19 protein-coding genes are annotated in these 23,526 nt (G+C 69.8%); 13 read left to right on the top strand and 6 right to left on the bottom strand.

The genetic code is table 11. The features are described from left to right. Positions 1-499: 499 nt before the first annotated feature. The 8 genes from ACFY04_RS40825 to ACFY04_RS40790 all read left to right on the top strand — a co-directional run bounded on the left by ACFY04_RS40825 (position 500) and on the right by ACFY04_RS40790 (position 9,624). Positions 500-1,036: a PadR family transcriptional regulator gene (locus ACFY04_RS40825; protein WP_031147400.1), complete on the top strand. Its 537-nt coding sequence runs from the start codon at positions 500-502 to the stop codon at positions 1,034-1,036. Further along, a complete protein-coding gene (locus ACFY04_RS40820; protein ID WP_381624265.1) occupies positions 1,033-1,752 on the top strand; it encodes an ABC transporter ATP-binding protein in 720 nt (239 codons plus the stop codon). Before ACFY04_RS40825 ends, ACFY04_RS40820 begins: the two co-directional genes overlap by 4 nt. Beyond that, entirely contained in the window at positions 1,749-3,293 is a 1,545-nt protein-coding gene (locus ACFY04_RS40815) for an FtsX-like permease family protein (RefSeq protein ID WP_381624262.1), read from the top strand. The genes ACFY04_RS40820 and ACFY04_RS40815 overlap by 4 nt, the downstream gene beginning before the upstream one ends. Positions 3,294-3,424: 131 nt before the next feature. Further along, the gene (locus ACFY04_RS40810) at positions 3,425-4,285 is read left to right on the top strand and encodes an alpha/beta fold hydrolase (protein WP_389125671.1); all 861 of its coding nucleotides are present in this window, start codon (positions 3,425-3,427) and stop codon (positions 4,283-4,285) included. A gap of 93 nt (positions 4,286-4,378) precedes the next feature. After that, positions 4,379-5,212 carry an alpha/beta fold hydrolase gene (locus tag ACFY04_RS40805; protein WP_389125669.1) on the top strand — a complete coding sequence of 278 codons (834 nt, stop codon included), beginning with the start codon at positions 4,379-4,381 and terminating at the stop codon, positions 5,210-5,212. Between the two features lie 172 nt (positions 5,213-5,384). Continuing rightward, positions 5,385-7,439, top strand: coding sequence for an ATP-binding protein (locus ACFY04_RS40800; RefSeq protein WP_389125666.1), 2,055 nt, complete (start codon positions 5,385-5,387; stop codon positions 7,437-7,439). Between the two features lie 332 nt (positions 7,440-7,771). Then, a complete protein-coding gene (locus ACFY04_RS40795) occupies positions 7,772-8,929 on the top strand; it encodes a hypothetical protein (protein ID WP_389125663.1) in 1,158 nt (385 codons plus the stop codon). Positions 8,930-9,054: 125 nt separating this feature from the next. Further along, positions 9,055-9,624, top strand: coding sequence for a sigma-70 family RNA polymerase sigma factor (locus ACFY04_RS40790; protein ID WP_389125660.1), 570 nt, complete (start codon positions 9,055-9,057; stop codon positions 9,622-9,624). A 43-nt stretch (positions 9,625-9,667) separates the two neighbouring features. Here the strand turns inward: ACFY04_RS40790 and ACFY04_RS40785 are convergent, their stop codons facing one another. Continuing rightward, positions 9,668-11,407, bottom strand: coding sequence for an ATP-binding protein (locus ACFY04_RS40785; RefSeq protein WP_389125657.1), 1,740 nt, complete (start codon positions 11,405-11,407; stop codon positions 9,668-9,670). Positions 11,408-12,336: 929 nt separating this feature from the next. On the opposite strand from ACFY04_RS40785, the gene ACFY04_RS40780 reads away from it, so the two are divergent. Continuing rightward, positions 12,337-13,152, top strand: coding sequence for a trypsin-like serine peptidase (locus ACFY04_RS40780; RefSeq protein WP_389125655.1), 816 nt, complete (start codon positions 12,337-12,339; stop codon positions 13,150-13,152). A 148-nt stretch (positions 13,153-13,300) separates the two neighbouring features. Here ACFY04_RS40780 and ACFY04_RS40775 read toward each other — a convergent pair whose 3' ends face one another. The 3 genes from ACFY04_RS40775 to ACFY04_RS40765 form a co-directional block, all read right to left on the bottom strand. Beyond that, entirely contained in the window at positions 13,301-13,792 is a 492-nt protein-coding gene (locus tag ACFY04_RS40775; protein WP_389125652.1) for a cupin domain-containing protein, read from the bottom strand. 363 nt (positions 13,793-14,155) lie between these two features. Beyond that, positions 14,156-15,118, bottom strand: a complete 963-nt coding sequence (locus ACFY04_RS40770; protein ID WP_389125649.1) for an alpha/beta hydrolase — start codon at positions 15,116-15,118, stop codon at positions 14,156-14,158. A gap of 85 nt (positions 15,119-15,203) precedes the next feature. After that, positions 15,204-16,133 (bottom strand): NADP-dependent oxidoreductase, encoded by a 930-nt coding sequence (locus ACFY04_RS40765; protein ID WP_389125647.1) that lies wholly within the window; start codon positions 16,131-16,133, stop codon positions 15,204-15,206. Positions 16,134-16,280: 147 nt separating this feature from the next. Between ACFY04_RS40765 and ACFY04_RS40760 the strand changes: the two genes are divergently transcribed. Then, the gene (locus tag ACFY04_RS40760; RefSeq protein ID WP_389125645.1) at positions 16,281-16,817 is read left to right on the top strand and encodes a MarR family winged helix-turn-helix transcriptional regulator; all 537 of its coding nucleotides are present in this window, start codon (positions 16,281-16,283) and stop codon (positions 16,815-16,817) included. 59 nt (positions 16,818-16,876) lie between these two features. On the opposite strand, the gene ACFY04_RS40755 is transcribed toward ACFY04_RS40760, so the two are convergent. After that, entirely contained in the window at positions 16,877-18,385 is a 1,509-nt protein-coding gene (locus ACFY04_RS40755; protein WP_389125643.1) for an FAD-dependent oxidoreductase, read from the bottom strand. A 51-nt stretch (positions 18,386-18,436) separates the two neighbouring features. Then, a complete protein-coding gene (locus ACFY04_RS40750) occupies positions 18,437-20,413 on the bottom strand; it encodes a BTAD domain-containing putative transcriptional regulator (protein WP_389125641.1) in 1,977 nt (658 codons plus the stop codon). A 114-nt stretch (positions 20,414-20,527) separates the two neighbouring features. On the opposite strand from ACFY04_RS40750, the gene ACFY04_RS40745 reads away from it, so the two are divergent. The 3 genes from ACFY04_RS40745 to ACFY04_RS40735 all read left to right on the top strand — a co-directional run bounded on the left by ACFY04_RS40745 (position 20,528) and on the right by ACFY04_RS40735 (position 23,376). Beyond that, complete coding sequence (locus tag ACFY04_RS40745) at positions 20,528-21,406, top strand: alpha/beta fold hydrolase (protein WP_389125638.1); 879 nt, start codon at positions 20,528-20,530, stop codon at positions 21,404-21,406. 196 nt (positions 21,407-21,602) lie between these two features. Beyond that, on the top strand, positions 21,603-22,229 hold the full coding sequence (locus ACFY04_RS40740; RefSeq protein ID WP_389125635.1) for a ricin-type beta-trefoil lectin domain protein: 627 nt from the start codon (positions 21,603-21,605) through the stop codon (positions 22,227-22,229). A gap of 112 nt (positions 22,230-22,341) precedes the next feature. Further along, positions 22,342-23,376, top strand: coding sequence for a hypothetical protein (locus ACFY04_RS40735; protein ID WP_389125633.1), 1,035 nt, complete (start codon positions 22,342-22,344; stop codon positions 23,374-23,376). Positions 23,377-23,526 lie beyond the last annotated feature (150 nt).

The raw sequence follows: 23,526 nt of genomic DNA, 5'->3' as shown, positions 1-23,526 counted from the left end.
GGCGTGTCACGCCGACCCGCACCGCGGTCGAGGTGAACCATCGTCTGCCTGTGCCCGTATTGGAGATGCCGGGCCCCGCCCCGCCGGCAGGTCGATCCCGCCACCGAGCCCGGCCCGGATCCCGACGCCATCCCCCGGCGCGGCGCGAACTCTTCGGGGTGGTCGCGCCGATGAACGGACCTCGGCCGCCCGCGCTCCACAGGTGGTACGAGGGACACCGCCCCCCGAGGGGCGTCGCTGCGGAGCCGTGGCACCTCCGGTTGGCGGGAGGCCGTGGCGAACTGGACCGTGTTGCGAAAGGGATGCGGGGCGCTGGGCTCTGCCGGCACTCCCAGCCTGCCTGACGTGCCGTCAATCCCCTGGCGAGGGACGCTGCCGTACTGGTCGCCGGTGCACTCCTCCTGACCCACAGCCAATTCGGAATGACGCCTTCTCCCTTGTCTCAGCGCGGAGTTGTCTCTGCTTGACTCGTCTATTCGCTTGATGAATAGTGAGGGACGTGTCCAACTCACACATCCTTCTCGGCCTGCTCGCGCCGCACCCGCTGCACGGGTACGAGCTGAAGCGAGCGCACGACACCCGCCTGCCCAGCGCACGGCCGCTGGCCTTCGGGCAGGTGTACGCGACGCTCAATCGACTCGTCCGCGACGGTCTGGCCTGTGCGGCGGGCCACGACCGGGCCGGCGGGCCGGACCGCACGGCGTACGAAGTCACCGACGACGGCCGCCAGCTGCTCCTCGACTGGCTGGGTACGCCCGAACCTCCCGCTCCACACCTGTCGAGCGTCCTCCTCGCCAAGACGGTGGTCGCCCTGCTCGTCGCCGACGAGGCCGGTGCCCGCAGACACCTGTCGGGGCAACGGGCCGCCCACCTGGCGCGCATGCGTGAACTGACAGCGCTGAAAACCACCCCGGGCGCGGCCGTCGCCGATGTACTCGCCGCCGACCTGGCGATCGCCCATCTCGACGCCGACCTGCGGTGGATGCAGACCGCAACGGACCGCGTCGCCGACCTGCGCCTGGAGGTGCACCGATGATCATCGAAACACGTGCCGTGACGAAGTCGTACGGCCCGAGCCCGGCCCTGCGCGGCGTGTCACTCGCACTGCGGCAAGGCGAGATCGTCGCCGTCACCGGCCCCAGCGGCTGCGGCAAGTCGACATTGCTGCACCTCATGGCCGGGATCCTGCGCCCGGACGGCGGGGAGGTCCTCTATCGCGGCGCCCGCATCGACGACCTGGGCGAAGCCAGGCGCTCGCTGCTGCGGCGCACCGACTTCGGGGTGCTGTTCCAGTTCGGCCAGCTCGTGGCAGAACTTCCCGCGGTGGAGAACGTCGCACTGCCCCTGATGCTGGGCGGAACCGGTCGGCGGCAGGCGACGGCCCAGGCAGCGGACTGGCTCGATCGTCTCGGTGTCGCCGAGCTGGCCAAGCAGTTGCCCGGGGAGATGTCCGGCGGCCAGCAGCAGCGCGTGGCGCTCGCCCGCGCCCTGGTGACGGGACCGAAGGTGCTCTTCGCCGACGAACCCACCGGTGCGCTGGACACCCTCGCCGGAGAGATGGTCATGGGCCACATGGTCCGCGCGGCCCGCACCCAGGGCACCAGCGTCATGCTGGTCACCCACGACGCCACGGTCGCCGCCTACGCCGATCGCGAGATCCGCCTGCGCGACGGCATGCTGGAAAGCGACGACGACGCCTTGATCGGATCGGCCTGGGGACGCTCCGGAGCCGGGGCGGAGAACGGCCGGTGAACCTGCTGACCACACTGCGCCTGTCGGTGGCGGGAAGCCGCTCGGATCACGTGCGCATCGCCTTGACCGCACTCAGTTCGGCCCTCGGCACGGTAACGCTGCTCTGCGCCGCCACGGTGATCGCCGTGCCTCCCGCCCGGGCGGTGCGCTACACCAACGACCTGCTCAACGAGAGCGGGCTGCGTCCGGGGGTCGCCCTCGCGATGGTGCTGCTGACCGTACCGGCCCTCGCCCTGGTCGCGCAGTGCAGCCGGCTCGGCGCGCCCGCGCGCGAGCACCGGCTGGCCGCGATCCGGATGGCCGGTGCGACACCACGCCAGATCATCCGCATCGTGGCCGTGGAGACGGGACTCGCGTCCGTCCCCGGGGCGGCGGCGGGATTCGCGGTGTTCCTCCTCGGCCGCACCCTGCTCGACGCCCCCGACGCGCAGGGCCGTCGCCCCCTGCCCACGGACGTACTGCCCCATGCCGCCGCCATGGCCGGCATCGCTTCGGGGGTCCCCCTGGTCGTCGCCGCACTGACCGTACTCACCCTGCGCAGGGCCGCTCTCACCCCCCTGGGTGTCGTCCGCAGGACCCGGCGCAGCAAGCCCCGCGTCACGCCCGGCGTGCTCATCGCGACCGGGCTCGGCGCCTGCGCACTGGTCGAGCCCGTGCACGCGTACTTCACCCGCAACCCGCGGGCCGACGACGCACCGTTGCTCATCACCGGGGGGCTGATCGTCATCGGCGTGCTCGCCGTCGGCATCGGCGTCGTCACGGGCACGGGCTGGATCACGTACACCATCGGCCGGACCCTTCAACGGTACGCACGCAAGCCCGCCGGACTTCTCGCAGGCCGCCGCATGACGGCCGACCCCTGGTCGGGCAGCCGTACCTTCTCCGCCATGCTCGTCGCGCTGGTCATCGGCTCGGCCGCAGCCGGTCTCGCCGCCCTGACGGTGGCATCCGTCTCCGCACAGCAGGAGAACACCCGCCGCTTCGCCGCACTGGTCGGCGAGCCGTACGAACCCGCCGGCACGGGCCTGTACGAACGGGCCTACGAACTCGTCGGATACGCCGCCCTGGTGGCTCTGGTCATCGCTGCCGCCGGACTCCTCGTGGCGCTGGCCGACACGGTCCTCGCCCAACGGCGCGCACTCGCCTCCCTGATCGCCACCGGGACGCCCCGACGCATCCTGGCCCGCGCGATCGGCTGGCAGACACTCGCTCCCGTCGCCCCGGCCGTGAGCCTCGCAGTACTGGCAGGCGTTCTGCTGCCCCGCTTCGCCGTCCCCGACGCGAGCGACACCGCGGACATGCAGACCTGGCGCTGCGCACCACTGCCGGGAGACGGCATCGGCGCCTGCGAGGACCAGGCCTACTCCCAGGCACACAGTGCCCTGGTCAGCGCGGAGAAGGTCCCCGTCATCGTGACCACGCCCTGGGACCAGGTGCTGATGCTCGCCGGAACAGCGATCACGGCAACCACGGCCATCACCCTCGTCTCCCTGCTCTTCCTGCGCATGAGCACACGCGCCGGCGAACTGCGCACGGCCTGAGCTCCGGGAAACACGCCGGTCCGCCTTTCATCCCGGGGGTTTGAACCAGGACCCGGCTTTCCGCGTAGCAAGCGATGCCACCGGTGCTACGCGCACCCCGGTCCCCATCCCTCCGGCAAAGGAACGCAGACGTGCCCCACCAGTCCACCTCCGGATTCCCTCTCAAGCGCTTCGGCCACCTGACCGCAGTCGGCGTCGCCGGAGCCTCCCTCGTCTTCTCGATAGCCGGTACCGCCGGTGCGTCGGGTGCGAACTCCGCCGTCTCCACCCCGAGGCCGAAGCCGACGATCGTGCTCGAGCACGGCGCGTTCGCCGACTCCACCAGCTGGAACAGCGTCGTCGAACGGCTGAAGAAGTCCGGCTACCCCGTGGTCGCCGCAGCCAACCCCCTGCGCGGACCCGAGCATGACGCCGCCTACCTGCGCAGCGTCATGAACAGCATCGACGGCCCGCTCGTCCTGGTCGGCCACTCCTACGGCGGCACGGTGATCAGCAATGCCGCCGTCGGCCACGAGGACAAGGTCAAGGCGCTCGTCTACATCGCCGCCTTCCTTCCCGACACCGGCGAAAGCTCTCTCGGCCTGTCGAACAAGTTTCCCGGCAGCACTCTCGGTGATGTCGTAGAAGCCGTGCCCTACAGCCTCCCGGGCGGTGTGACCGGCAACGACATCTCCATCAAGCCGGAGACGTTCCAGCGACAGTTCGCCGCCGACGTCCCGCGTGGCCAGGCTGCCCTGATGGCCACGACACAGCGCCCCATCGCCGCTGCGGCACTCGACGAGAAGGCCACGAAGGCAGCCTGGAAGACCATTCCCTCCTGGTCACTGATCGCCACCGAGGACCTCAACATCCCTCCCGTCGCACAGCGGTTCATGTCCGAACGCGCGAACGCGCACACCGTCGAGGTCAAGGCCTCCCACGCCGTCCCCGTATCGCGCCCCGACGCCGTCACCCGCATCATCCAGCAGGCAGCTGCCTCGACCTCCCGCTGAACCGGCGCACCGCAGGTGGCAGGTGGGAATCCGTTCCCCCTGCCTGCTCCTCAGCAATCCGGCCAATTCACACACCGACCCAGGAGAACCCCCATGCCTTTCATCACCGTCGGCCAGGAAAACAGCACCACCATCGACCTCTACTACGAGGACCACGGCACCGGACAGCCCATCGTCCTCATCCACGGCTACCCCCTGGACGGACACTCCTGGGAGAAGCAGCTTCCCGTCCTCCTCGACGCCGGCCACCGCGTCATCACCTACGACCGCCGCGGCTTCGGGCAGTCCAGTCAGCCCACCACCGGCTACGACTACGACACCTTCGCCGCAGACCTCCACACCCTGATGGAAACCCTGGACCTCACCGACACCATCCTCGTCGGATTCTCCATGGGCACCGGTGAAGTCGGCCGCTACCTCGGCACCTACGGCTCGGCCCGTGTCGCCAAGGCGGCCTTCCTCGCGGGACTCGAGCCCTACCTCCTCAAGACCGACGACAACCCCACCGGCGTCGACGCAACGGTTTTCGAAGGCATCCTCAGCGCCGTCACCCACGACCGCTACGCCTACTTCACCGACTTCTACCAAGCCTTCTACAACCTCGACCAGAACCTCGGCTCCCGCATCAGCGAGGACGTCGTGCGCGCCAACTGGGCCACCGCCGCGGGAGCCTCCTCGTATGCCTCGCGCGCTGCCGTCCCCACCTGGACCACCGACTTCCGTGCCGACATCCCCAAGATCGACGTTCCCGCCCTCATCCTGCACGGCACCGAAGACCGCATCCTCCCCATAGAAGCCACCGCCGAGCCTTTCCACGCCGCGCTTCCCGGCGCCGACTACGTCGTCATTGAAGGAGCCCCCCACGGTCTCCTCTGGACCCACGCCGACGAGGTCAACAACGCCCTCCTCGCCTTCGTTGGGAAGTAGCGCCAGCAGATCGCTGAATGCCTCGGCGCCGCCCTCCCGCACGGGAGGGCGGCGCCGAGGGCCGCCGCCGCCCCGTACCGTTGGCCGAGTCGTCCCGGAGCCAGGTCCGGTGCGATGAGGGGCACTTCGCGCCCTGGTCAGAATTCGCACTCGGGAGAGGGCCATTGAATCGATGAGCGGGAACGAAGGCGTCATCGACGACAGCCTGACCGTCGGCCGGGATCGCGCCTTCGTCGGGCGCCAGGCAGAACTCTCCCTGTTCAAGGCCGCGTTGGCGGGCGACGCGCGCGCCTGTCCGATCCACTACCTGCACGGGCCGGGCGGTATCGGCAAGTCGATGCTGCTGCGCCGTTTCGCCAGGGAGGCTCACCGGGCGGGCCGGACGGTCGTCGAGGTGGACGGCCGGACCGTCGATCCGACGCCGGAGGGCTTCGCCGCGGCGGCTGGTCCGGAGGTGAGAACCCCGGGAGTGGTACTGCTCGTGGACACCTTCGAGAAGTGCCAGGGACTCGAGGGCTGGCTGTGGGAACGCTTCCTGCCGCGACTGCCCGCCGGCGCGCTCGTCGTGGTGGCGGGACGCAATGCCCTCGACCCTCGCTGGACGGCCGATCCGGGGTGGATCGGCCTGCTCCAGGTCTCTTCCCTGCGTAACCTCGCGCCCTCGGACGCCACCGCCTTCCTCACCACGCGCGGCGTGTCGTCCCGCGTCCACACGACACTGCTGTCGTTCACCGGCGGCAACCCGCTCGCGCTCGCGCTGGCGGCCGCCCTCGCAGTCAAGGACGAGGCGTCCACCTCCGGTTGGCGTCCCGACCAGGACGCCGTCGCCCTGCTCCTGCCGCTACTGATCGGCGACACGCCGAGCTCTCTGCACCGCCAGGCGCTCGAGATCTGTGCCCACGCCTACGTCACGTCCGAGTCCCTGCTCCGCGCTCTCATGGGCGACCACGCGCCGGAGCTGTTCTCCTGGCTGCGCGTCCAGCCGTACATCGAGACCTCGGCCGCCGGGCTCTTCCCGCACGACGCCGTCCGGGAGTCACTGGAGGCGGACCTGCGGTGGCGCGACCCGGACGGGTTCGCCGCGATGCATGGACAGATGCGCCGTTACTTCCTCTCCCAGGTCCGCGCCGTACCGGAGTCCCGGGTGCTCCAGGCCACCGGAGCACTGACCTACCTCTACCGCGGTGACGGCCACATGTCGGAGTTCAACGACTGGCGCGACGCGGGCCTGTTCCAGGACCAGCCGTACCGCCCGGACCACCGCGACCGCGTCCTGGAGCTGGCGGTCAGGGCCGAGGGCGAGGAATCCGCAGCACTGGCCGCCTTCTGGCTGGACCGTCGGCCCGAGGCGTTCCGCGTGTACCGGTCGACCCAGACCGGTGAGGTCCTCGCGTTCTCCGCCTGGCTGCGCATCGAGGAGCCGGAAGGCCTGGACGTCGATCCGGTGGTCGCCGCGGCCTGGCGGCACGCGCGGACGAACGGGCCGCTCAGGCCGGGCGAGCACATGGCTCTGGCCCGCTTCTCGGTGTACCCCGACGAGTACCAACTCCCCTCCGCGCCGATGACTTTCATGCAGTGGCGCGCCACATCGGAGTACATCCGTGCCGACGGGCTCACCTGGTCGTACGCGGTGATGCGGGACAACGGGTCCTGGAACGACTATCTACGGGACCTCAACCTGCTGCCCGCCGACGAACGGCCCGCGGTCGGCGACCACCGCTATGCGCTGTTCGGCCACGACTGGCGCGCGCAACCGGCCGACGCCTGGTTGCAGGAGAAGAGCGCAGCGATGCTGTCGGGCGCGCCCATGCCCCCTTCGCCGTCGTCCGCGCGTGGCGGGCTGGTGGTGCTGTCACGGCCCGAGTTCGACGCTGCGGTCCGGGAAGCGCTGCGCACCTTGCGCAAACCGGCGGTGCTCGCCGGCAATCCACTCAACCGCAGCAGACTGGTCGTCGATGGCCGACTCAGTCTGTCCGAGGTTCTCGCCGCCTCCGCCGAGGCCCTGTTGGACGAGCGCAGTGGCGAGAAGCGTCATCGGGCGGTGGCTGCCACGTATTTCAGAGGAGCCCCCACGCAGGAGGCGGCCGCGGAGCGTCTCGGACTGCCGTTCAGCACCTATCGGAGACACCTCACATCGGGCATCGACAGAATGAGCGATCTGCTGTGGCATCACGAGCTCCAGGGCACCGACCTGGCGAGCACCGGTGAAGCGGGCCAGTCTGCCTGACCCGGTCACGGTGGAGGCCACTGCGATGCCCAGTATCCGCTGTGCCGCGGCGGCGGGCGGCCGGTGATCCCGCTCGCCGGTCCTGTCGCCCCTGCCGAGAGGCAAGGTGAGCAGGAAACCGGTCTGTGAAGTGAGCAGCGGATGCCGACATGCTCATGCCCTTGAGTACGGAGAAGGGTTGTGGGATGCATGTTGTGGTGTGCGGTGCGGGTCCTGTGGGCGCAGTGGTCGCCCTGCTGCTCGCGGCAGAGGGACATCGAGTGACGGTTCTCGATCCACGTCCCGTCCTTTCCTCCATTCCGGGGCCGGATGCCCGGGGGTATGGCGAGGGCGTGTCCGATCCGCCGTGGGCGGTGGGGGAGGGCCCTCTCGTACTGCTCGCCGAGGCCATGCGCATGATGTCGGGCGAACTCCCCGCCGTGGCGCGAACTCTGACCTCACTGAACGCCGTTGGCCACGGCGAACCGAACCCTGCCGTGCACCGCATGCTCATCGCCCGCGTTCTGGACGACGAGATGTCCCGGACCGAAGGCATCAGGGTCGACCGAGGAGTCGGTGTCGCCTCTCTCCTGACAGGCAAGGAGCGTCTGCCCGGCAGGCCGCACATCCAGGGCGTCCTGACGGACGGAGGTGAGGCCGTGCTCGCCGATCTGATCGTCGACGCGGCAGGCCGAGGCTCGAACATGGTCAGACAACTGAGCGAGATCGGCGCTCCCCGGCCTCTGGAAGAGCGCCAGGACAGCGGTATGCGCCTCTACACACGGCGCTTCGACTCACCCGAGACGTGCCCCGGCCCCGCAAGATGGTCCCTGCGCCACTTCGACGGCGTCACTGTGACGTCGGTGTCGGCGGGCCGGGGGACCTGCTCCATGACCCTGGGCATCAGCGACGAGGACCTCCAGCTCTACCCGCTCGCCGGACCGTCCGCGTGGAGCCGGGCGGCAAGGCTCTACGAGCCGCTGCTGCCTCCCCTCACCGGGAAGCCCTCGCCCGGTGTATGGGTCACACCGCGGGTGGAGAGCAGCTACCGGCGGTTCGTTCTCGGCGGGCGACCGGTGGCAACCGGAACGGTGAGCGTCGGCAATGCGTGGGCGGCGGTCAATCCCCTGCTCGGTCTGGGGCCGTCCATGGGACTGCTGCACACCGTCCTGCTGAGGGACGCCTTGCGCCAGGTCGGTGTCGAGGACACCGTGGTGCGCTTCGACCGTCTCACGCAGGACCTGCTGTCACCGCTCCACCATCGGATCACCGACTGGGAGGAACGGCTCCAGGCGCGAAACGGAGGAGCTTCGGGGACTCTCTCTCCCCCTACCGCGGCCCCGGACGAGGAGATCGCCCGGCAGGACGCCACCCCGGTCACCCCGGTGACGCTGGCCCGGGACCTGCAGGTCAGGTTCTCACTGATTTCGGCCGACGCGCAGTCCTCCATCCGGACGGGCCCGTCCCGTGCGCAGCTGGTCGAGGCCCTCGCCCGCCGCAGCGCCACGTAGGTGCGGACGACACCGGCGAGCCGCGGCACTGGCACGCCGGTCCGACTGCCGACGTACCCCGGCCCGACACAGGAATGCGCCATGTCACGCAACCGGTCCATTGATCAAGCAAAGGGTGTCAGTACATGAGGCGGACTTCGGAAGCCGGAACACCGATACCCGGCGCCACTGCCACCTCCCCGCAGCCCGACCCTTGCGAGGACTTCGTACACGCCGTCTACCACCATCACGCCACCCCCCTTCTGCGCTACGCGGCCCGCCTCCTCAACGGCGACTGGCACAAGGCCGAAGACTTTCTCCAAGAAGCCACTGCCCGCGCCTGGAGGAACTTCACCACCACCACCGACCCCGTCTCCATCCGTCCGTGGCTGTTCACCGTCGTTCGCAACCTCGCCATCGACCACCACCGCGCCCGCGCCGTCAGGCCGCCCGAATCCCCACCCGCCGACGACGTCAACCTCCCTGTCGACGACGCCATCGATGCGATCCTCACCACCCAGGTCGTTCTCGACGCGCTCGGCCGGCTCACACCTCCTCATCGCGACGTCATCGCTCTCGTCTACTACCGCGGCTACAGTGTCGCCCAAGCCGCCCAAGCCCTCGGCGTGCCCCCGGGAACCGTCAAATCACGCAGCTACTACGCCCTGCGGGCCCTGCGCGACACCCTCCGCGCAAAGGGCATCACCCACGCCTGACGCCGTTGTGTCCGGCGGTGTCACCGGGCTCCTGCCGTGGGAGTCACGTCGGGTCTCCTTCGACGACCGTGGTTCCGTTGAGTTCGCTACGCCACAGCAGATCGATGAGACGCTCGATTCCGCTGGTGAGGTGCCTGCGGTAGGTGCTGAACGGCAGTCCGAGACGCTCTGCTGCGGCCTCTTGGGTCGGGGTACCCGCGATGTACGTCGTGGTCAGGGCACGGTGGTGCTTGTCGCCCGAGCGCCCTTCCCGAAGGACATCGATGCCGTTGGTGAGCAGCGCGCGCAGAGTCGTGGCGCTCTGGGTCACCACTCGGCTGTGGTTGAGGGGGTTGCGGGCGAGCGCGTCCGGGCGCCGGATCGCACGGAGGGCGTCGCGCACTGCAGTGTCGAACTCCGGCCTGGACAGCACCACAAGTTCCGCGTGTTCCCCGGACGAGGACGATGCGCCGCGCCTGAGCTTGTGGGCCAGGATCGTGTTCGACCTCTCCTCCAGCCAGGGCCCTACGGGCTGCGCCCGCCAGTCGTGGCCGAACAGGACGTAGGGGTGCGGACCGACGCGGGGTCGGCGGCCGACGGACGGCATCGCGAAGTGGTGCATGTACGCGTCCCAGTGTCCGTCGTCGCGCTTGACGACGAACGTCCAGGCCTGCCGGTCGGCCCGGAAGATCTCGCCCAGTCCGCGCCAGTGCATCAGATCCATGGGTGGCGAGGTGCGTTGGTACACCGGTGGGTGGACGTGGAATCGGGCCAGAGCGATGTACTCGCCGGGCCTGAGCGGTGCGGCCGACCGGGCGTGTGCCCAGGCCGCGTCGACGATCGGGTCGATGTCGGCGCCCAGCGGCTCTCGCAGGCGCAGCCACGCGAAGAACGCGACGATCTCACCCGTCTGAGTGGAGCGGTAGACGCGGAACGCCTCGGGCTGATGGTCGAGCCAGAACCGGCAGATGTCCGCGGACTCCCCGCCTTCCGCGGTTTCGGCCAGCTCCAGCACACGTTCGCGGTCCTCCTCCGCGTACGGCTCGTCCTTGACGTGGTCCCCGTCACGCCACTTGTGGAAGTTGGCCGAGGCTTCCTTGCGGTAGAGGTAGATGAGGGGGCTGGTGGCCTGGAGCAACTGCGCATCGGAAACCGTGCGTACCCGCTCGACGAGGTACTGGTGAACGGCTCTGTGCATGTCGGCGAAGCCGTCGGGGTCCCGCCAGCGCAGATCGGCTTCGAGCGCCTCACGCACCACGTCGTGCGGGAAGAGGCCCGCGTCCGTCGCTTCGATGAAGGGCTGCCGGCGCAACCAGGCGAACAACTCGGGCGCCTGTTCGCCCACGAGGGCTCGGAGCAGTGATTCCGACGTGACGTAAGAGTGCGCACAGATTTCCAGGGCCCTGCGGTGCGCCGGGGTGGGAATGTCACCGAGCAGCTTGGACAGCAAGGTGGCGATGACGTCCTGACTGGGCTTCCAGCCGGACTTGACTCCGCCCTCTTCCCTGACGGCCACGGCCGCCGCCAGCGAGAGGGCCAGGGGGTTGCCGCCGGTGAAGGACAGTACTGCCTGATGAGCCCCCGCCGGCAGGCCGCGTGCGTGCAGCAACCGGGCGGCATCGTCGGGGGGCAGGTTCCGCAGGGACGTCACGCGCAACAGTTGCGACCACCCGGGATCCGAGGTCCAGCGGGCGTCCGGCGCGCGGCGCCCGGCGAGCACCACCACGCTGCCCAGGGGGAGGCCGAGGAGGAATTCGTTGCGCAGCCAGCCCTCCAGACCCTGGCAGCGTTCGAAGGTATCCACCAGGAGCACCACTCCGGGCTCCGCGGGGATGTCCCCGACAGCCGCAGCGAATCCCTGAGGAGTGGGAGCGACCGTCCGGCCGTCCACCTCGATCACGGCACGCCCTGCCAGGAGTCCCTCACGAGCCAGCCGTCGTACAAGGGTCGACTTGCCGATTCCCCCCGGCCCGTGCAGGAAGTGAACGGGGCAGGCTCCGGTCTCGCCCGCCAATGCGGACCGGAACAACGCCAGCTCCATGTTCCGGCCGACGAACGCCCGGTCGCGCGCCGCCTCCAGCACATCCCCTAGCGCACCACGCTGACGCACACATTCCCCTTCGGTCAACTCGCAACTCAACCGTATGGGAGGACCCCGCAGGCCGCCCAAGGTTCACAGATTACCGGTCAGTAGGTCGCCTGCTCCCGGCCCCGGACACTGCTGTGGAGCGGGGTCCCTCCCGCGACCGAGGTGCGGAGAGCAGGTGGCTGAGGGCAGCCCGGCCCGGTTCGGCGGTCGGCTCGGCCTCGCAGCGATCGCTGAACCAGGGAAGCAGCGCGGACGTAGATATCAAGAGACATGCCGGGGCGGCTCTCCGCTTACGTCCGCGGTGTCCTGCCCCGGGACAGCCGGCACCACCAGTGGAGTTGCACAGTGAACCCGTTCTTTACCCCGCCTCCACCGGGGCGGGCGAGAGGCGTTCCCGCCGCGGCCCGGGCAGAGCAGGAGCCCTTCTCGCCCTCGCCGTGCTTCTCCCTGCCTGCGGGATACACACGGCAGACACGGCAGAGGAGTCCCAGGACGGCCGAGGAAGCTGGAGCGTCGGCAAATGGGCCCGCGAGGCGTCGCAGTTCACCAACCCTGTCATCGAGGGGTTGTGGAAGCCCGAGCGCATGCGCAGAGCAGACGATCCCCGCAAGAACGTGGCCGGGAGTCTCACGGAGACGCGGGGTGTGAGCGATCCCGAGCCGGCCCCTGTGGCGGCCAGGCCCGTGGCGGCGCCGTACCGCCGCAATGCGGCGCCGGTGGGCAAGGTCTTCTTCGACAGCCCGGACGGACCACAGACCTGCTCCGGCACCGTTGTGCAGGACCCCGCCCGTCCGGGCCGCTCCAACCTCGTGTGGACCGCGGGCCACTGCGTCCACGCCGGGCGTGAGGGCGGCTGGTTCCGCAACCTCGTTTTCGTGCCCTCGTTCAACGACAAGGCGCTTACGGCGGATGCGCTCGAGCGTGCCTCCGCGGGACAGATGGCGCCGTTCGGGACCTGGTGGGCCGACTGGGCTGCCACCTCCGACCAGTGGATCGACGAGGGCACGTCCGAAGGCGGCAACGGAGCGGCGTTCGACTTCGCCGTACTGCACGTCGTGCCCGCTCCCGGGTCTGGCGCCCGGTCACTGGAGGAGACCGTGGGCGCGGCGCTCCCGGTCGCCTTCAACGGCCCGCCGGTGCAGGACGTGAACCTCGTCGGCGCCTGGGGGTACCCGGCGGCACCGCCGTTCGATGGCGCCACGATGCACTCCTGTGCGGGCAAACCGGGCCGCCTGTCGCTCAAGGACCGCGAACCGACGCTGTACCGGGTGGGCTGCACCATGACGGGCGGTTCCTCCGGCGGCGGCTGGTTCGCGGTCGGTACGGACGGACGGACCGCTCTCGTGTCGAACACTTCCGTCGGCCCCGACCCGTCGGTCTGGCTGGCGGGCCCCTACCTCGGCGATACGGCCAAGGCCGTACTCGACAAGGTCAGTCTCCGGTTCGGGTCCCGCGGGTAGTGCTGTTGGATGGAACGCCGAGGACCCGCTGCGGCTGTTGGCGCAGGACCGGAGGTCGGGCCGATTCTCCTGACCGCCGCGTACGAGGCTCATGAGCGGCGGCCTTGAGCGCCACGCGCGGCTGCCTTCGGCGGATGGACGGCGGGGTTCAGGCGGTTGCCGAGTGGGGGTTCAGCGGGGGCGGGCCGACGATGGTGTTGCCGCGCAGTGCGGCGGCTTCGGCGAGCTTGTCCTTGGTGATCTCGAAGCCATCCGGGCGGGGGGTGGTGATGTCGCGTCCGGCGTGCCGGAACATCTCTTCCATGCCGCCCGGAGTGGCTATGACCAACAGGTCGGCGCGGTCGGAGGTGATGCGGTAGCCGTGGGGGATGTTGCGGGGCAGGTAGACGACGCCGCCTTCGGACAGTTCGTGGCGTTCGTCGCCGACCCAGACCAGCGCTTCTCCTTCGAGGAGGAGGAAGACTTCGTCCTCGCGGGTGTGGAGATGGAACGGCGGGGCTTCGTCCTTGAGGACGTCGAATCGGCCGACGGTCAGCTGTCCTTCGGTGGCCTGGCTGTCGAGGAGGATCGTGAACAGTCCGCCGCCGATCCATTCCAGTGTCTGCTGCTCGTCCCGTTGGGCGAGGTAGGGGATCGTCATGACGGTCTCCTGGAGGTCGGGCCGCAGGCCGCCGCTCCGATGGGGCGGCCTGCGGCGTTGATGCGGGCGGGCTTGGATCTGGGCGGGCAGGATCAGGCCGGAAAGAGGCCGAGATGGGCAGGACGGCCCTGCCTGCCGGGGTGGAGCAGTTGATCGCGAGTTCGACGATGATCAGGTTGCGGCTGCCGGTGGCTTCGACCCCGCCCTGTCGGCGGATGCGGGCCGTGTACTCGGCCAGGGCGATGTCGGCGTTCTTTGGCAGCGGGGGGCGCTTGGGCCCGGGCCTCCAGCGAGGGCGTCAGGAACAACGGTGGGTCCAGCGCCTTGGCAATGAGGGTCGGGGCCGGCGCCCGGGTCTCCGGCTCACAGGGAGCCGAGCGCGCGGACGCGGTCGGCTATGACGCGCCTGGCGGCGTCGGAGTTGAAGGCGATGCTTTCGAACTCGTGCGGCACGCCGGGGTGGAGGTGGAACTCGACGGGCACGCCGGCCCGGCTCAGGCGCAGGGCGTAGGTGAGGTCTTCGTCACGGAAGATGTCGAGCTGGCCGACCTCGATGTAGGCGGGAGGGAGGCCGGCGGGGTCGTTGATCCGGGCGGGGGCGGCATGCGCGGGGACGTCCGCCCCGCCCGCCCGGTCGCCCAGGAGTGCTTCCCAGCCGGTGCGGTTGTCATCCCAGGACCACAGCACGAACGGCGCGAGTTGCGGGTCGGAGGTCAGGTTGCGGTCGTCGAGCATCGGCATGACCAGGATCTGCTTGGCGATCGCCGGGCCCTGCCGGTCGCGGGCGAGGATGGACACCGCGGCGGCGATGCCGCCGCCGGCGCTGTCGCCGAACACCGCGATGCGGGCGGGGTCGACGCCCAGTTCGGTGGCGTGGTCGTGCAGCCAGATCAGGGCGGCGTAGGCGTCCTCGACGGGGGCGGGGTGCGGGTGTTCGGGGGCGAGCCGGTAGTCGACGGCGAGGATCGGGGTGCCGCTGGCGGAGACGTAGCGGGAGATCGATCCGTCGAACAGGCCGATGTGGCCCAGGATCATGCCGCCGCCGTGGAGGTAGACCGCGGCCGGGCCCGGCTCGCCGGCGGCGGCCTTGTCCTTGCGGGTGTACCAGCGCAGATCGATCTGGGCGCCGTCGAAGGTGGTCAGGCGGTAGCCGGTGGAGGTGACGTCGTCGGGGGTGGGCTGGGCGGTGTCGGTGTGGCCGATGAGCCCTTCCAGCACGGCGCGGCGCGCGGCGACGTCGCCGACCGGCGGGGGCGTGGCGTCGGCCATCGCGGCGGCCATCGGGGCGAGCGCTTCGGCGACCTGCGGGTCGAAGGTAAAGGACAAGGTGACATCTCCTTGGAACGATCGGAAGTACACGGCGTGGAAGGCCGGTCGGCGAGCCGTCCCGGCCTGTGGCCGGGCGACGCGGTCAGACTGTGATGACGGTCTTGCCGGGCAGCCGGCCCTCGGCGGCCGCGGCGTGGACCGCAGGCAGGTCGGCCAGCGGGCGCCGGTCGGCGATGTGGATGTGCAGCTCGCCGGAGTCGACGAGGGCGACCAACTCGGCGAGCAGGTCCGCGTCGCTGCGGGCGAACACCCGCGCCGTGCGCACCGCCCGTGCGGGGTCCGGGTCGGCGTCGGCGGTCGTGGAGACCAGCACGCCGGCATCGGAGACCAGACCGACCAGCTCTGTGGTCTCGGCCGGTGAAGTCGTCACCAGATTGAGTACTACATCGAAGGTCCCCACCCCGGCCTCGGCGAGGGTTGTGGCGGTGTGGTCGACGATCCGGGCGGCGCCGTAGCCGCGCATCCGGTCGGCGTGGGACGGTCTCGCGGTCGCGGTCACCACGGCCCCGGCCCGCGCGGCGAACTGGACCGCGTACCCGCCGACGGCTCCGCTCGCCCCGTTCACCAGCAAGGACTGGCCCGCGGCGAGCCCGGCGTACTCGAACAACGCCTCCCACGCGGTCAGACCGACCGACGGCAGCGCCGCCGCGTCGGCCAGGTCGACCGCCTTGGGCGCCGCGGCCAGCACATGCGCGGGGGCGACCACGTACTCGGCGGCCGCGCCGGGCGCGTTCATCGGCAGGAAGCCGACCACCGCGTCGCCCACGGCGAACCGCTCGACGCCGTCACCGAGCCCGGCGACCGTCCCGGCCACGTCGATCCCCGGCACGTGGGGAAGGTCCAGCGGGAAGACCTCCTGCAGGTATCCCGCCCGGATCGCCGCGTCGACCGGGTTGAACGTGGTGCCGACCACCTTCACCAGCACCTGCCCCGCGCCCGGCGCCGGACGGTCTACCCCCTCGACCCGCAGTACCTCGCTGCTGCCGTAGCGCTCGTAGCGCACTGCCTTCATGACTGCCTCCCTGAAATTGCTTCGATGTCGAAGCGACTACTGCCACTCTAAACATGCTTCGACATCGAAGCAATGCCTTCGAGTCGCGTGACGTGCGCCACTTGATTCAGGGATACGCTTCGATGTCGAAGTACTTATGATGGGCGGATGACCCCCGACAACACCCCGGACGCCGGCGCGCTCCGGCCCGAGCAGCTCGGGACGTACTTCGCGCTCATGGAGGCCGTGAGCCTGCTCCAGCGTGCCGTCGAGCAGCAGCTCCAAACGGAAGGCGACCTCAGCTACGTCCAGTTCCAGCTGCTCGCGCGCCTCGCCGACGCCGGCAGACCGCTGACCATGACCGATCTCGCGGACGGTGTCGTCTACAGCCGCTCCGGGCTCACCCACCAGGCCGGACTCCTGGAGAAAGCCGGTCTGATCACCCGCAAGCCTTCCTCCCATGATCAGCGCGCCACGATGGTCACCCTCACAGAGGAGGGCCTCGCCAGGGTCGGCCGAGTTCTGCCCGGCCACATCGACGTCACCCGGCGCCTGCTCTTCGCCTCGCTCAGCGACGACGATGTCGACGCGCTCGGCGGCATCATGACCCGGGTCCGCGACCACATGCGCCAACAACCGGACAGCACCGCCCGCGGCCGACGCACCGCGCCGAAACACCTCCGTGGCGCGGTCCCGTCCGAGTAGCCCGCCCTCGCGCCCGGGACGCCGCCTGCCGGGAAGGGGGCGGCACCGGGACCGACTGCTCAGCCGCGGAAGACCGACGAGGCGGAGCCGCCTTGCTGATCGTCGCGCACCGTGGCGAGGATCTCCTCCCGGTCCGGACCCGGCGCGCTGTAGCGGGGGGCCGTTGCCGAGAGCGTGATGACCCGCTCCACGAGGCCACTCTTCATGAAGGCCTCGTCCGCGGATGCCAGCATCGAACCGACGTCACCCATGGCGCGCAGGATCTCAGGGTCCTTCAAGAGGACGGAGTCCACGGCTGTGCGCAGCGCCCAGCCCGGATCGTCCGTCTCGTAGCGCTCGCCGTGCACCTCGGCATCGATCTCCGCGATGCGGTGCCGGCTCCAATGGGCGTCCTCCTCCCACATGGCCCCGCACTCGTCGTCGATCTCACGACTGACGCGCAGGGCGAGCTCTACGGCATCGGACGTGCCGAGCAGGCGCAGCACGTCACGCAGCAGCGCCGCATGGCGCAGCCCGGTCGTCATGCCCATACCGAACTGCGGGTTGGTCGTCATCCGCGCGTCCCCGATCGCCACGATGCCCGTGGCGATCGGCTGCCCGTCGACGACCAGGCCACGCCGGGTGTTGTGGGTTCCGCCCATGACATGGACGTCGGTCAACGGGATGCCGTGGTTCCAATGGGCGGCCTGGGGGTAGAGCGCAAGCACGCGGTTCCACACCTCCACGCGACTCAACTGACGGAGCTCTTGGTCCCGGTCCGAGGTGACCAGCGTCGTCGACCAGGTGTCGCCGTCTCCCGGCGCGGTGACGACGGAAATGCTGTTGTGGTGGGAGAGGGGCCAGGGCCGGGGGGCCGGCACCCCTCGCTCATCGGCGCGGAAGTAGCGCGTGTAGTAGCGGAAGCCCGCTTCCTCGCGGACGACTTCGGGCTCGACACCCACCTGCGCGAGCAGGTCGGGCACCTCCGTCCGCCGCCCGGAGGCATCGACGACGAGGTCTGCCTCGATGCGCACTCCGGATTCGGTCGTGACACCGACGATGTGCGGGCGGCCGGACGTCCGGGACTCTCCGACGAGCAAGGACACCACCCTGGTCCCGCCGAGGATGCGCACTCCAGGCGTATCGGTGGCGGTGGCGAGGAGCGCGGCCTCAAGGACCGGGCGCCGGGCAGTGACGGTCTCGAAGCGCTCGTCCCCCGCCTGCCGCGGGCCGGCACCTGCCACGCTCCAGGCACCGGAGATCATGTTGTACGTGTTGCCGCCCGCCTCGCGGATGCGGTCGACGGCGGCCGGCAGCTCCTTTTCCAGGAGGAGGAGGCCGGCCGGCATGAGGATGTGCGTGTGCCCGAACTGCTTGACGCCGGGCCGCCGCCAGTCGCCGCCAACCGTTGCCTCGACCGTTCGCGCGGCCGTGGGGTCGCGGTCGAGCACGGTGACGACGTGTCCGTCTGCGGCGAGAAGCATCGAGGCGGTGAGGCCGACGGGGCCTGAGCCGATGATTACCACGTGGGCCACTGGAACTCCTTGCGTTGGGGAAGATGCCCCACCATCCGCCGGAGAACTGCTCACCTACCAGCCCGCTTTACTGCTCAGTTGGCGCGGCGGGCCCGACGCAGGTCATCACGTCCTGCGGAGCGCGGCGGCAAGCTCGCCGAGGTACCCCGCGACGGGGCCGCTGGTGAGCAGTCCGCTGCCGGCGCCGGCGAGCTCCGCCCCGGCAGGCGAGAGCGCGGTGTGAGCGCGTTCCATCGTGGCCCGGTCCGACACGGCAAGCGCGGCTCGCGCCACCACGGACCACAGAGCCTCGAACAGCAGGCCGGGGGGAGGATCCGGGAGTCTCCGCAGAACCGCTGCGGCCTCGGCCCCGAGGCCTTGGGCGACCAGGAGCAGGGGAGCCACCCACGGCTCGTGCGGCCCCCAGTCGGACTGTGCGCAGATCTGCGCGTCCGGCGCGCTCTGCCCGTGCCGCATCCGCAAGCACAGCAGGGCCAGTGGCAGAAGCCCGTGTTCCAGGCCGGGCATACCGACGCCGTGGAGCCGGGCCGCGGCCTCCCGACAGGCGGCTTCCGCCTCCGCCTCCGGCCCGGTCGCCGCGCGTCGCAGCGCCCGGTACCACTGGGTGAACATTCCCGCCAGCGGCAGCTCGTTCCGCTCGGCCAGGCGGTCCACCGCAGTCGCGTGCCGGTCCGCTCCCGGGAAGTCGGCCAGGGCGCTGCGCGCCTGGAGGCGGATGAGGTGCCCGAGCACCTCGTACGTGACCATCCCGTGCCTCGCGGCCAGGGTGATCAGCTCAGCGCCGATCCTGTCGCGGCGCGGAGACAGGCCCGCCCGGTAGAAGGTCTGCATGAAAACGCCGTTGAGCGCGAACGCCAGGAGGGCGGGGTCGTCCAGGTCGCGGGCGATCTGCTCGGCCTGCCGGGCCGCCTGCAGCCCGCGCGCCGAAACGCTCGCACGTGACTCCAGGGCGATCGTGGCCAGCAGCCGGGCACGTGCCACGTCGTGACCGCCCGGTCGAAGGGTCTTCAAGGTCCGCTCCGCCGCTGCCACGACGTCCGCCGCATGCCGGGGGTCGTCCACCCGCGTCCAGATCGCCGGAACGTCGTAGGCGCCGATCACGCGCGCGGTCAGGTCCGGGTCCCCCAGCTCTTCGGCCGCCGCGATCACGGCCGAGCGGTGCCGACGGGCCACCTCCAGTCCGCCGCCACCCGTCACCGCGAGATTGCGCAGCAGGCCGACGGTCGACTCCAGCCGTGCCCGGGCCCCGGATGCCAGCGTGCGGTCGTAGGCGGCCGATGCCTCCGCCCACACGGTGTCCGCCGAAGAAATCGGCCCGGGAGCCCGGTCGAGGTGGTGTTCCTGGGCAAGGATGTCCGCCTCCAGGCGGCGCAGTCCCGGGCCGGGATCCACCCCCAGTTGCTCGACCAGCAGCTTTCGTGCACGGCGTAGCACCGCGAGCGCGTCGCCCTGGCGGCCCGTGCGGTACAGCGCGAGGGCCAGGAGCCGCCATGCGTCCTCGCGCCAGGGGTGCTCGGCCACGTGCGCATCCAGATCCGGAATCGCGTCCGCTCCACGACCCAGGGCCAGGCGGACCTCCGCCTGGCACTCCAGGGCGTGCAGCCTCAGCTCACCGAGGCGCGAACGCTCGGTGCGGGCCCAGGCCTCTTCTGGGAAATCCGCGAGGGCCGGACCTCGCCAATAGCCCAGAGCCTCCGCGAGCCGGTCGAGGGCCTGCTGCGGCGGCAGGGTGCGGGCGGCGGCGACCGCCTGCTCAAAACACCAGCTGTCGACGGAGCCGCGCTCGACGCGCAGCGCATAGCCAGGACCCTCGGTGACCAGGAGGCGAGCCGGAGTGCGGGGCCGACGCTGTGGTTCCAGGGCTCTCCGCAGCGCGGAGACGAACGTACGGACAGCACCGACCGCGTCCGCGGGAGGTACCTCCCACAGATCCGCCACCAGGCGGGTGACGGGGACGACCCGGCCCCTGGCGACGATCAGCCGGGCCAGTACGGCGCGGTGCCGAGGGCCCTTCAAGGCGATCGGTCCCCCTTCGTCGTCCCAGGCCGTCACCGGCCCGAGCATCCCGAATGTGACGTTCACACCTGACCGCCTTCCCGCTCGCCCTCTGGTGCCAAGTTATAGGTCGCTCATTCGATGCTCATCCGCGGCCTCCAGGGTGGAGACACCAGCCCGTCCACGGAAAGAAGCCGACTCATGACCCCTCTCACCAGCACGTTCGACTACCAGCGGATCGAGGTTGCCGACGGGGTGTCCCTGAACGCGGCCGTCGTCGGCTCGGGGACCCCGATCGTGCTGCTGCACGGTTTCCCGCAGACCCATCTGATGTGGCGGCACGTGGCCGCCGATCTCGCGCACGACCACACCGTGATCTGCCCCGATCTGCGGGGCTACGGCGACAGCGACAAGCCCGTCGAGACCGACGGCACCGTCTACGCCAAGCGCACCATGGCGGCCGACGTCGTGGCCCTGGCCGGCGCCCTCGGACACGACCGGTTCGCGTTGGCCGGGCACGACCGCGGCGCCCTGGTGGCCTTCCGAGCCGGACTCGACCACCCGGACCGGATCACTCACCTCGCCAGCCTCGACGTGCTGCCCACCCTGGACATGTGGGAGGTGCTACACGGTGTCAGTGCGGCGGTCGGCTTCCACCTCTACCTGATGGCCCAGCCGCCCGGCCTGCCCGAGCAGATGATCGCCGCGAGCCCGGACGCCTTCTTCGGCCACTTCCTCGACATCTGGACCAACGACCCGCAGGCGATTCCCGCTGACGTCCGCACCTCATATCTGGATGCCTGCCGGGGCGCGGTGCCCTCGATCGTCGCCGACTACCGCGCTTCCGCCGGTATCGACATCGAGCACGACAAGGCGGACCGCGCTGCCGGGAACCAGTTGAAGATGCCGGTCACCGTGCTGCAGCAGGACTGGGGCGCGTTCCTCGGCTTCGACGCGGCCGCCCTGTGGGGCTCCTGGGCGTCCGACCTGGAGCACAGGACGGTCACCTCTGGTCACTTCATGGCCGAGGAAAAGCCCTCCGAGATCGCCAAGGCGCTCCGGACTCTCCTCAGTCGCTGAACGACCGGGTGCGCTGAGCACACTCCGTCGGCCTTGGCCCAGGTCCTCTTCCGGGCCGGCGGGCGATCGGGAGGTTGCCGGCGAATCCGGCTTCCAGGCCTTGAACCGATCTGCGCGGTGCCCGTTGTCCATGAACGGAGGCAGGCACGCGAGTTCTTGCCGCCCAGGTAAATCAAGCACGAGCACAGGAGAGTTCATGACTGATGTGCACGCGGACCGGACGGGGCCTCAGCCGCCCCGACGTGCGAAGCGGTGGGTCATTCTCGGCACGGCAGCGGCAGTGATCGCGGGCGTGGCGGTCGCCGTTCCCGCTCTCGCGGACTCCAAGCCCGACAGCGAGAAGGAGGAGACGCTGCTGCGGACCACGGCCCAGAAAGTGGGGGTCACGAGGAGTTACGCGAACCCGAAATCCAACCTTTCGCTCACCGCGGGAGGAGTGGGTCCCAGCGGCAAGGGCGAGGTCTTCGCAAGAATTGGAGGCGTGAACGAGAACGTCCAGTCGTGGAACTTCCTCCGCGACAAGATCATTTCTAGGGGCGCAAGTTCCGGAGACAACCTGCGCTGCCTCGAGAGCGACAGCGGCGGGAATGTCTTCATCGCGAAGTGTGTCACCGGAAAAGATTCGCAGAAATGGGCACACAAGCTCGCCCAGAAGGCTCCCGGTGCTTTCCGCGACCAGGTCCGGATTCAGAACTTCCAGAGCAAGAAATGCCTGACCATCGGCAGTGCCACAGACCGAGGCACCGCTGAGGTCGCGGCCAAGGACTGCAAGGACGAGGCAACGTCGCAGCGTTGGGTGGTCGCGTCGTTCACGAACGAGTAGTCGGCACCTGAAGGGGTCTGGCAGCCGGTCGGCTGTCAGGCCCCGGAAGCCGCCCTCTCCCGAGCGCAGGGACTACGAGAGGGCGACGAAATGGCTCTGCGGAGGAGAGGAAATGAAGGAACCTGAAATCAACCGTCCGACATGGGGCCGGCGTGATGTGCTGCGCGGAGGGGTCGCGCTGAGCGCAGTGGCGGTCGCGGGCGGCGCCGCTACCGCACTCGCGCCCCCCGCTCGCGCTGCCGGCCCGGCGGGAATGCCGACGTACCGATATCTGCGCGACGCACTGGCCATGCCCTTGAACTACAACCGTACCGGCGAGTTCATCTTCCCGACCATCCGGGGAGTGTTCGACAAGATCAGTGATGCACGCTCCAAGTACTACCTCTACTACGCCCCTCACGAGAATCCCGGCGGGATCTGCGTAGCCTTCAGCGACTCACTGGAGGGGCCTTTCAGTGACTACCGCGAGAACCCCGTGATCGACAGACACCTGAACGGCACGACGGTCAGTCACGTGTCGTCCCCGCACGTCGTCTGGGATGCAGCCACCCAGCAGTTCTTCTGCTACTTCCACGGCGAGAACACCGTGACCCGCGTTGCCCGTTCGCGCGACGGCATCAACTTCGCCGACGAGACGGCGATCCTGAGCACGCGCCTGGTGCCGGGCACATCGGAGACTTCCTACGCCCGGGTCTTCGAGCACGCCTTGCCCGGACGCAACAACAAGTACGTCATGGTCTTCATGGGAGTAAAGGGCGGGCGGCGGATCTTCTACGGCTGGTCCCCCAACGGATGGGACAACTGGCAGTTCAGCGCGTCCCCTTTGGTGAACCCCGAAGGGGACGGTCTCACCGGCATCTCCGGTCCGACCGTGGTCAAGCGCAACGGGACCACGTACATCGCCTATCACGGCAACGACGGCCGGATGCGGCTCACCGAAGTCGGCAACGACTTCCGGCAGGAGAATCACTTGGGCGTCTTCCACTCGCCCATCGCTTCCGACCGGGGGCGAGTCGCAGCCCCTTCCTTCGGCTCCGAGAACGGCACGGAGTACATGTTTTACGAAGCGGGTGCGCGACTCAGCGCCCGCATCTGCATTGCGCGTGCCGTCCCGGGCGGTGCGTCGGCGCCCAGCGCGGCCGCGTGAGGTGCTTCGGCCCCGCTCGCAAGCATCTTGACCCTCAAGGCTTCTCACGGACCGTCTACTGACCTTGAAGTCGTCTTGTCGTAGGGGCTGACGGTTGCTGATTGTCGCGGTATGCCGGAGGTATGAGGTATCCGCAGGGTGGGGGTCTGA

This window comes from Streptomyces sp. NPDC001549, from assembly GCF_042894025.1.
In the GTDB taxonomy this organism is placed as follows: domain Bacteria; phylum Actinomycetota; class Actinomycetes; order Streptomycetales; family Streptomycetaceae; genus Streptomyces; species Streptomyces kutzneri.
This window is presented reverse-complemented; position numbering and strand designations above follow the sequence as displayed.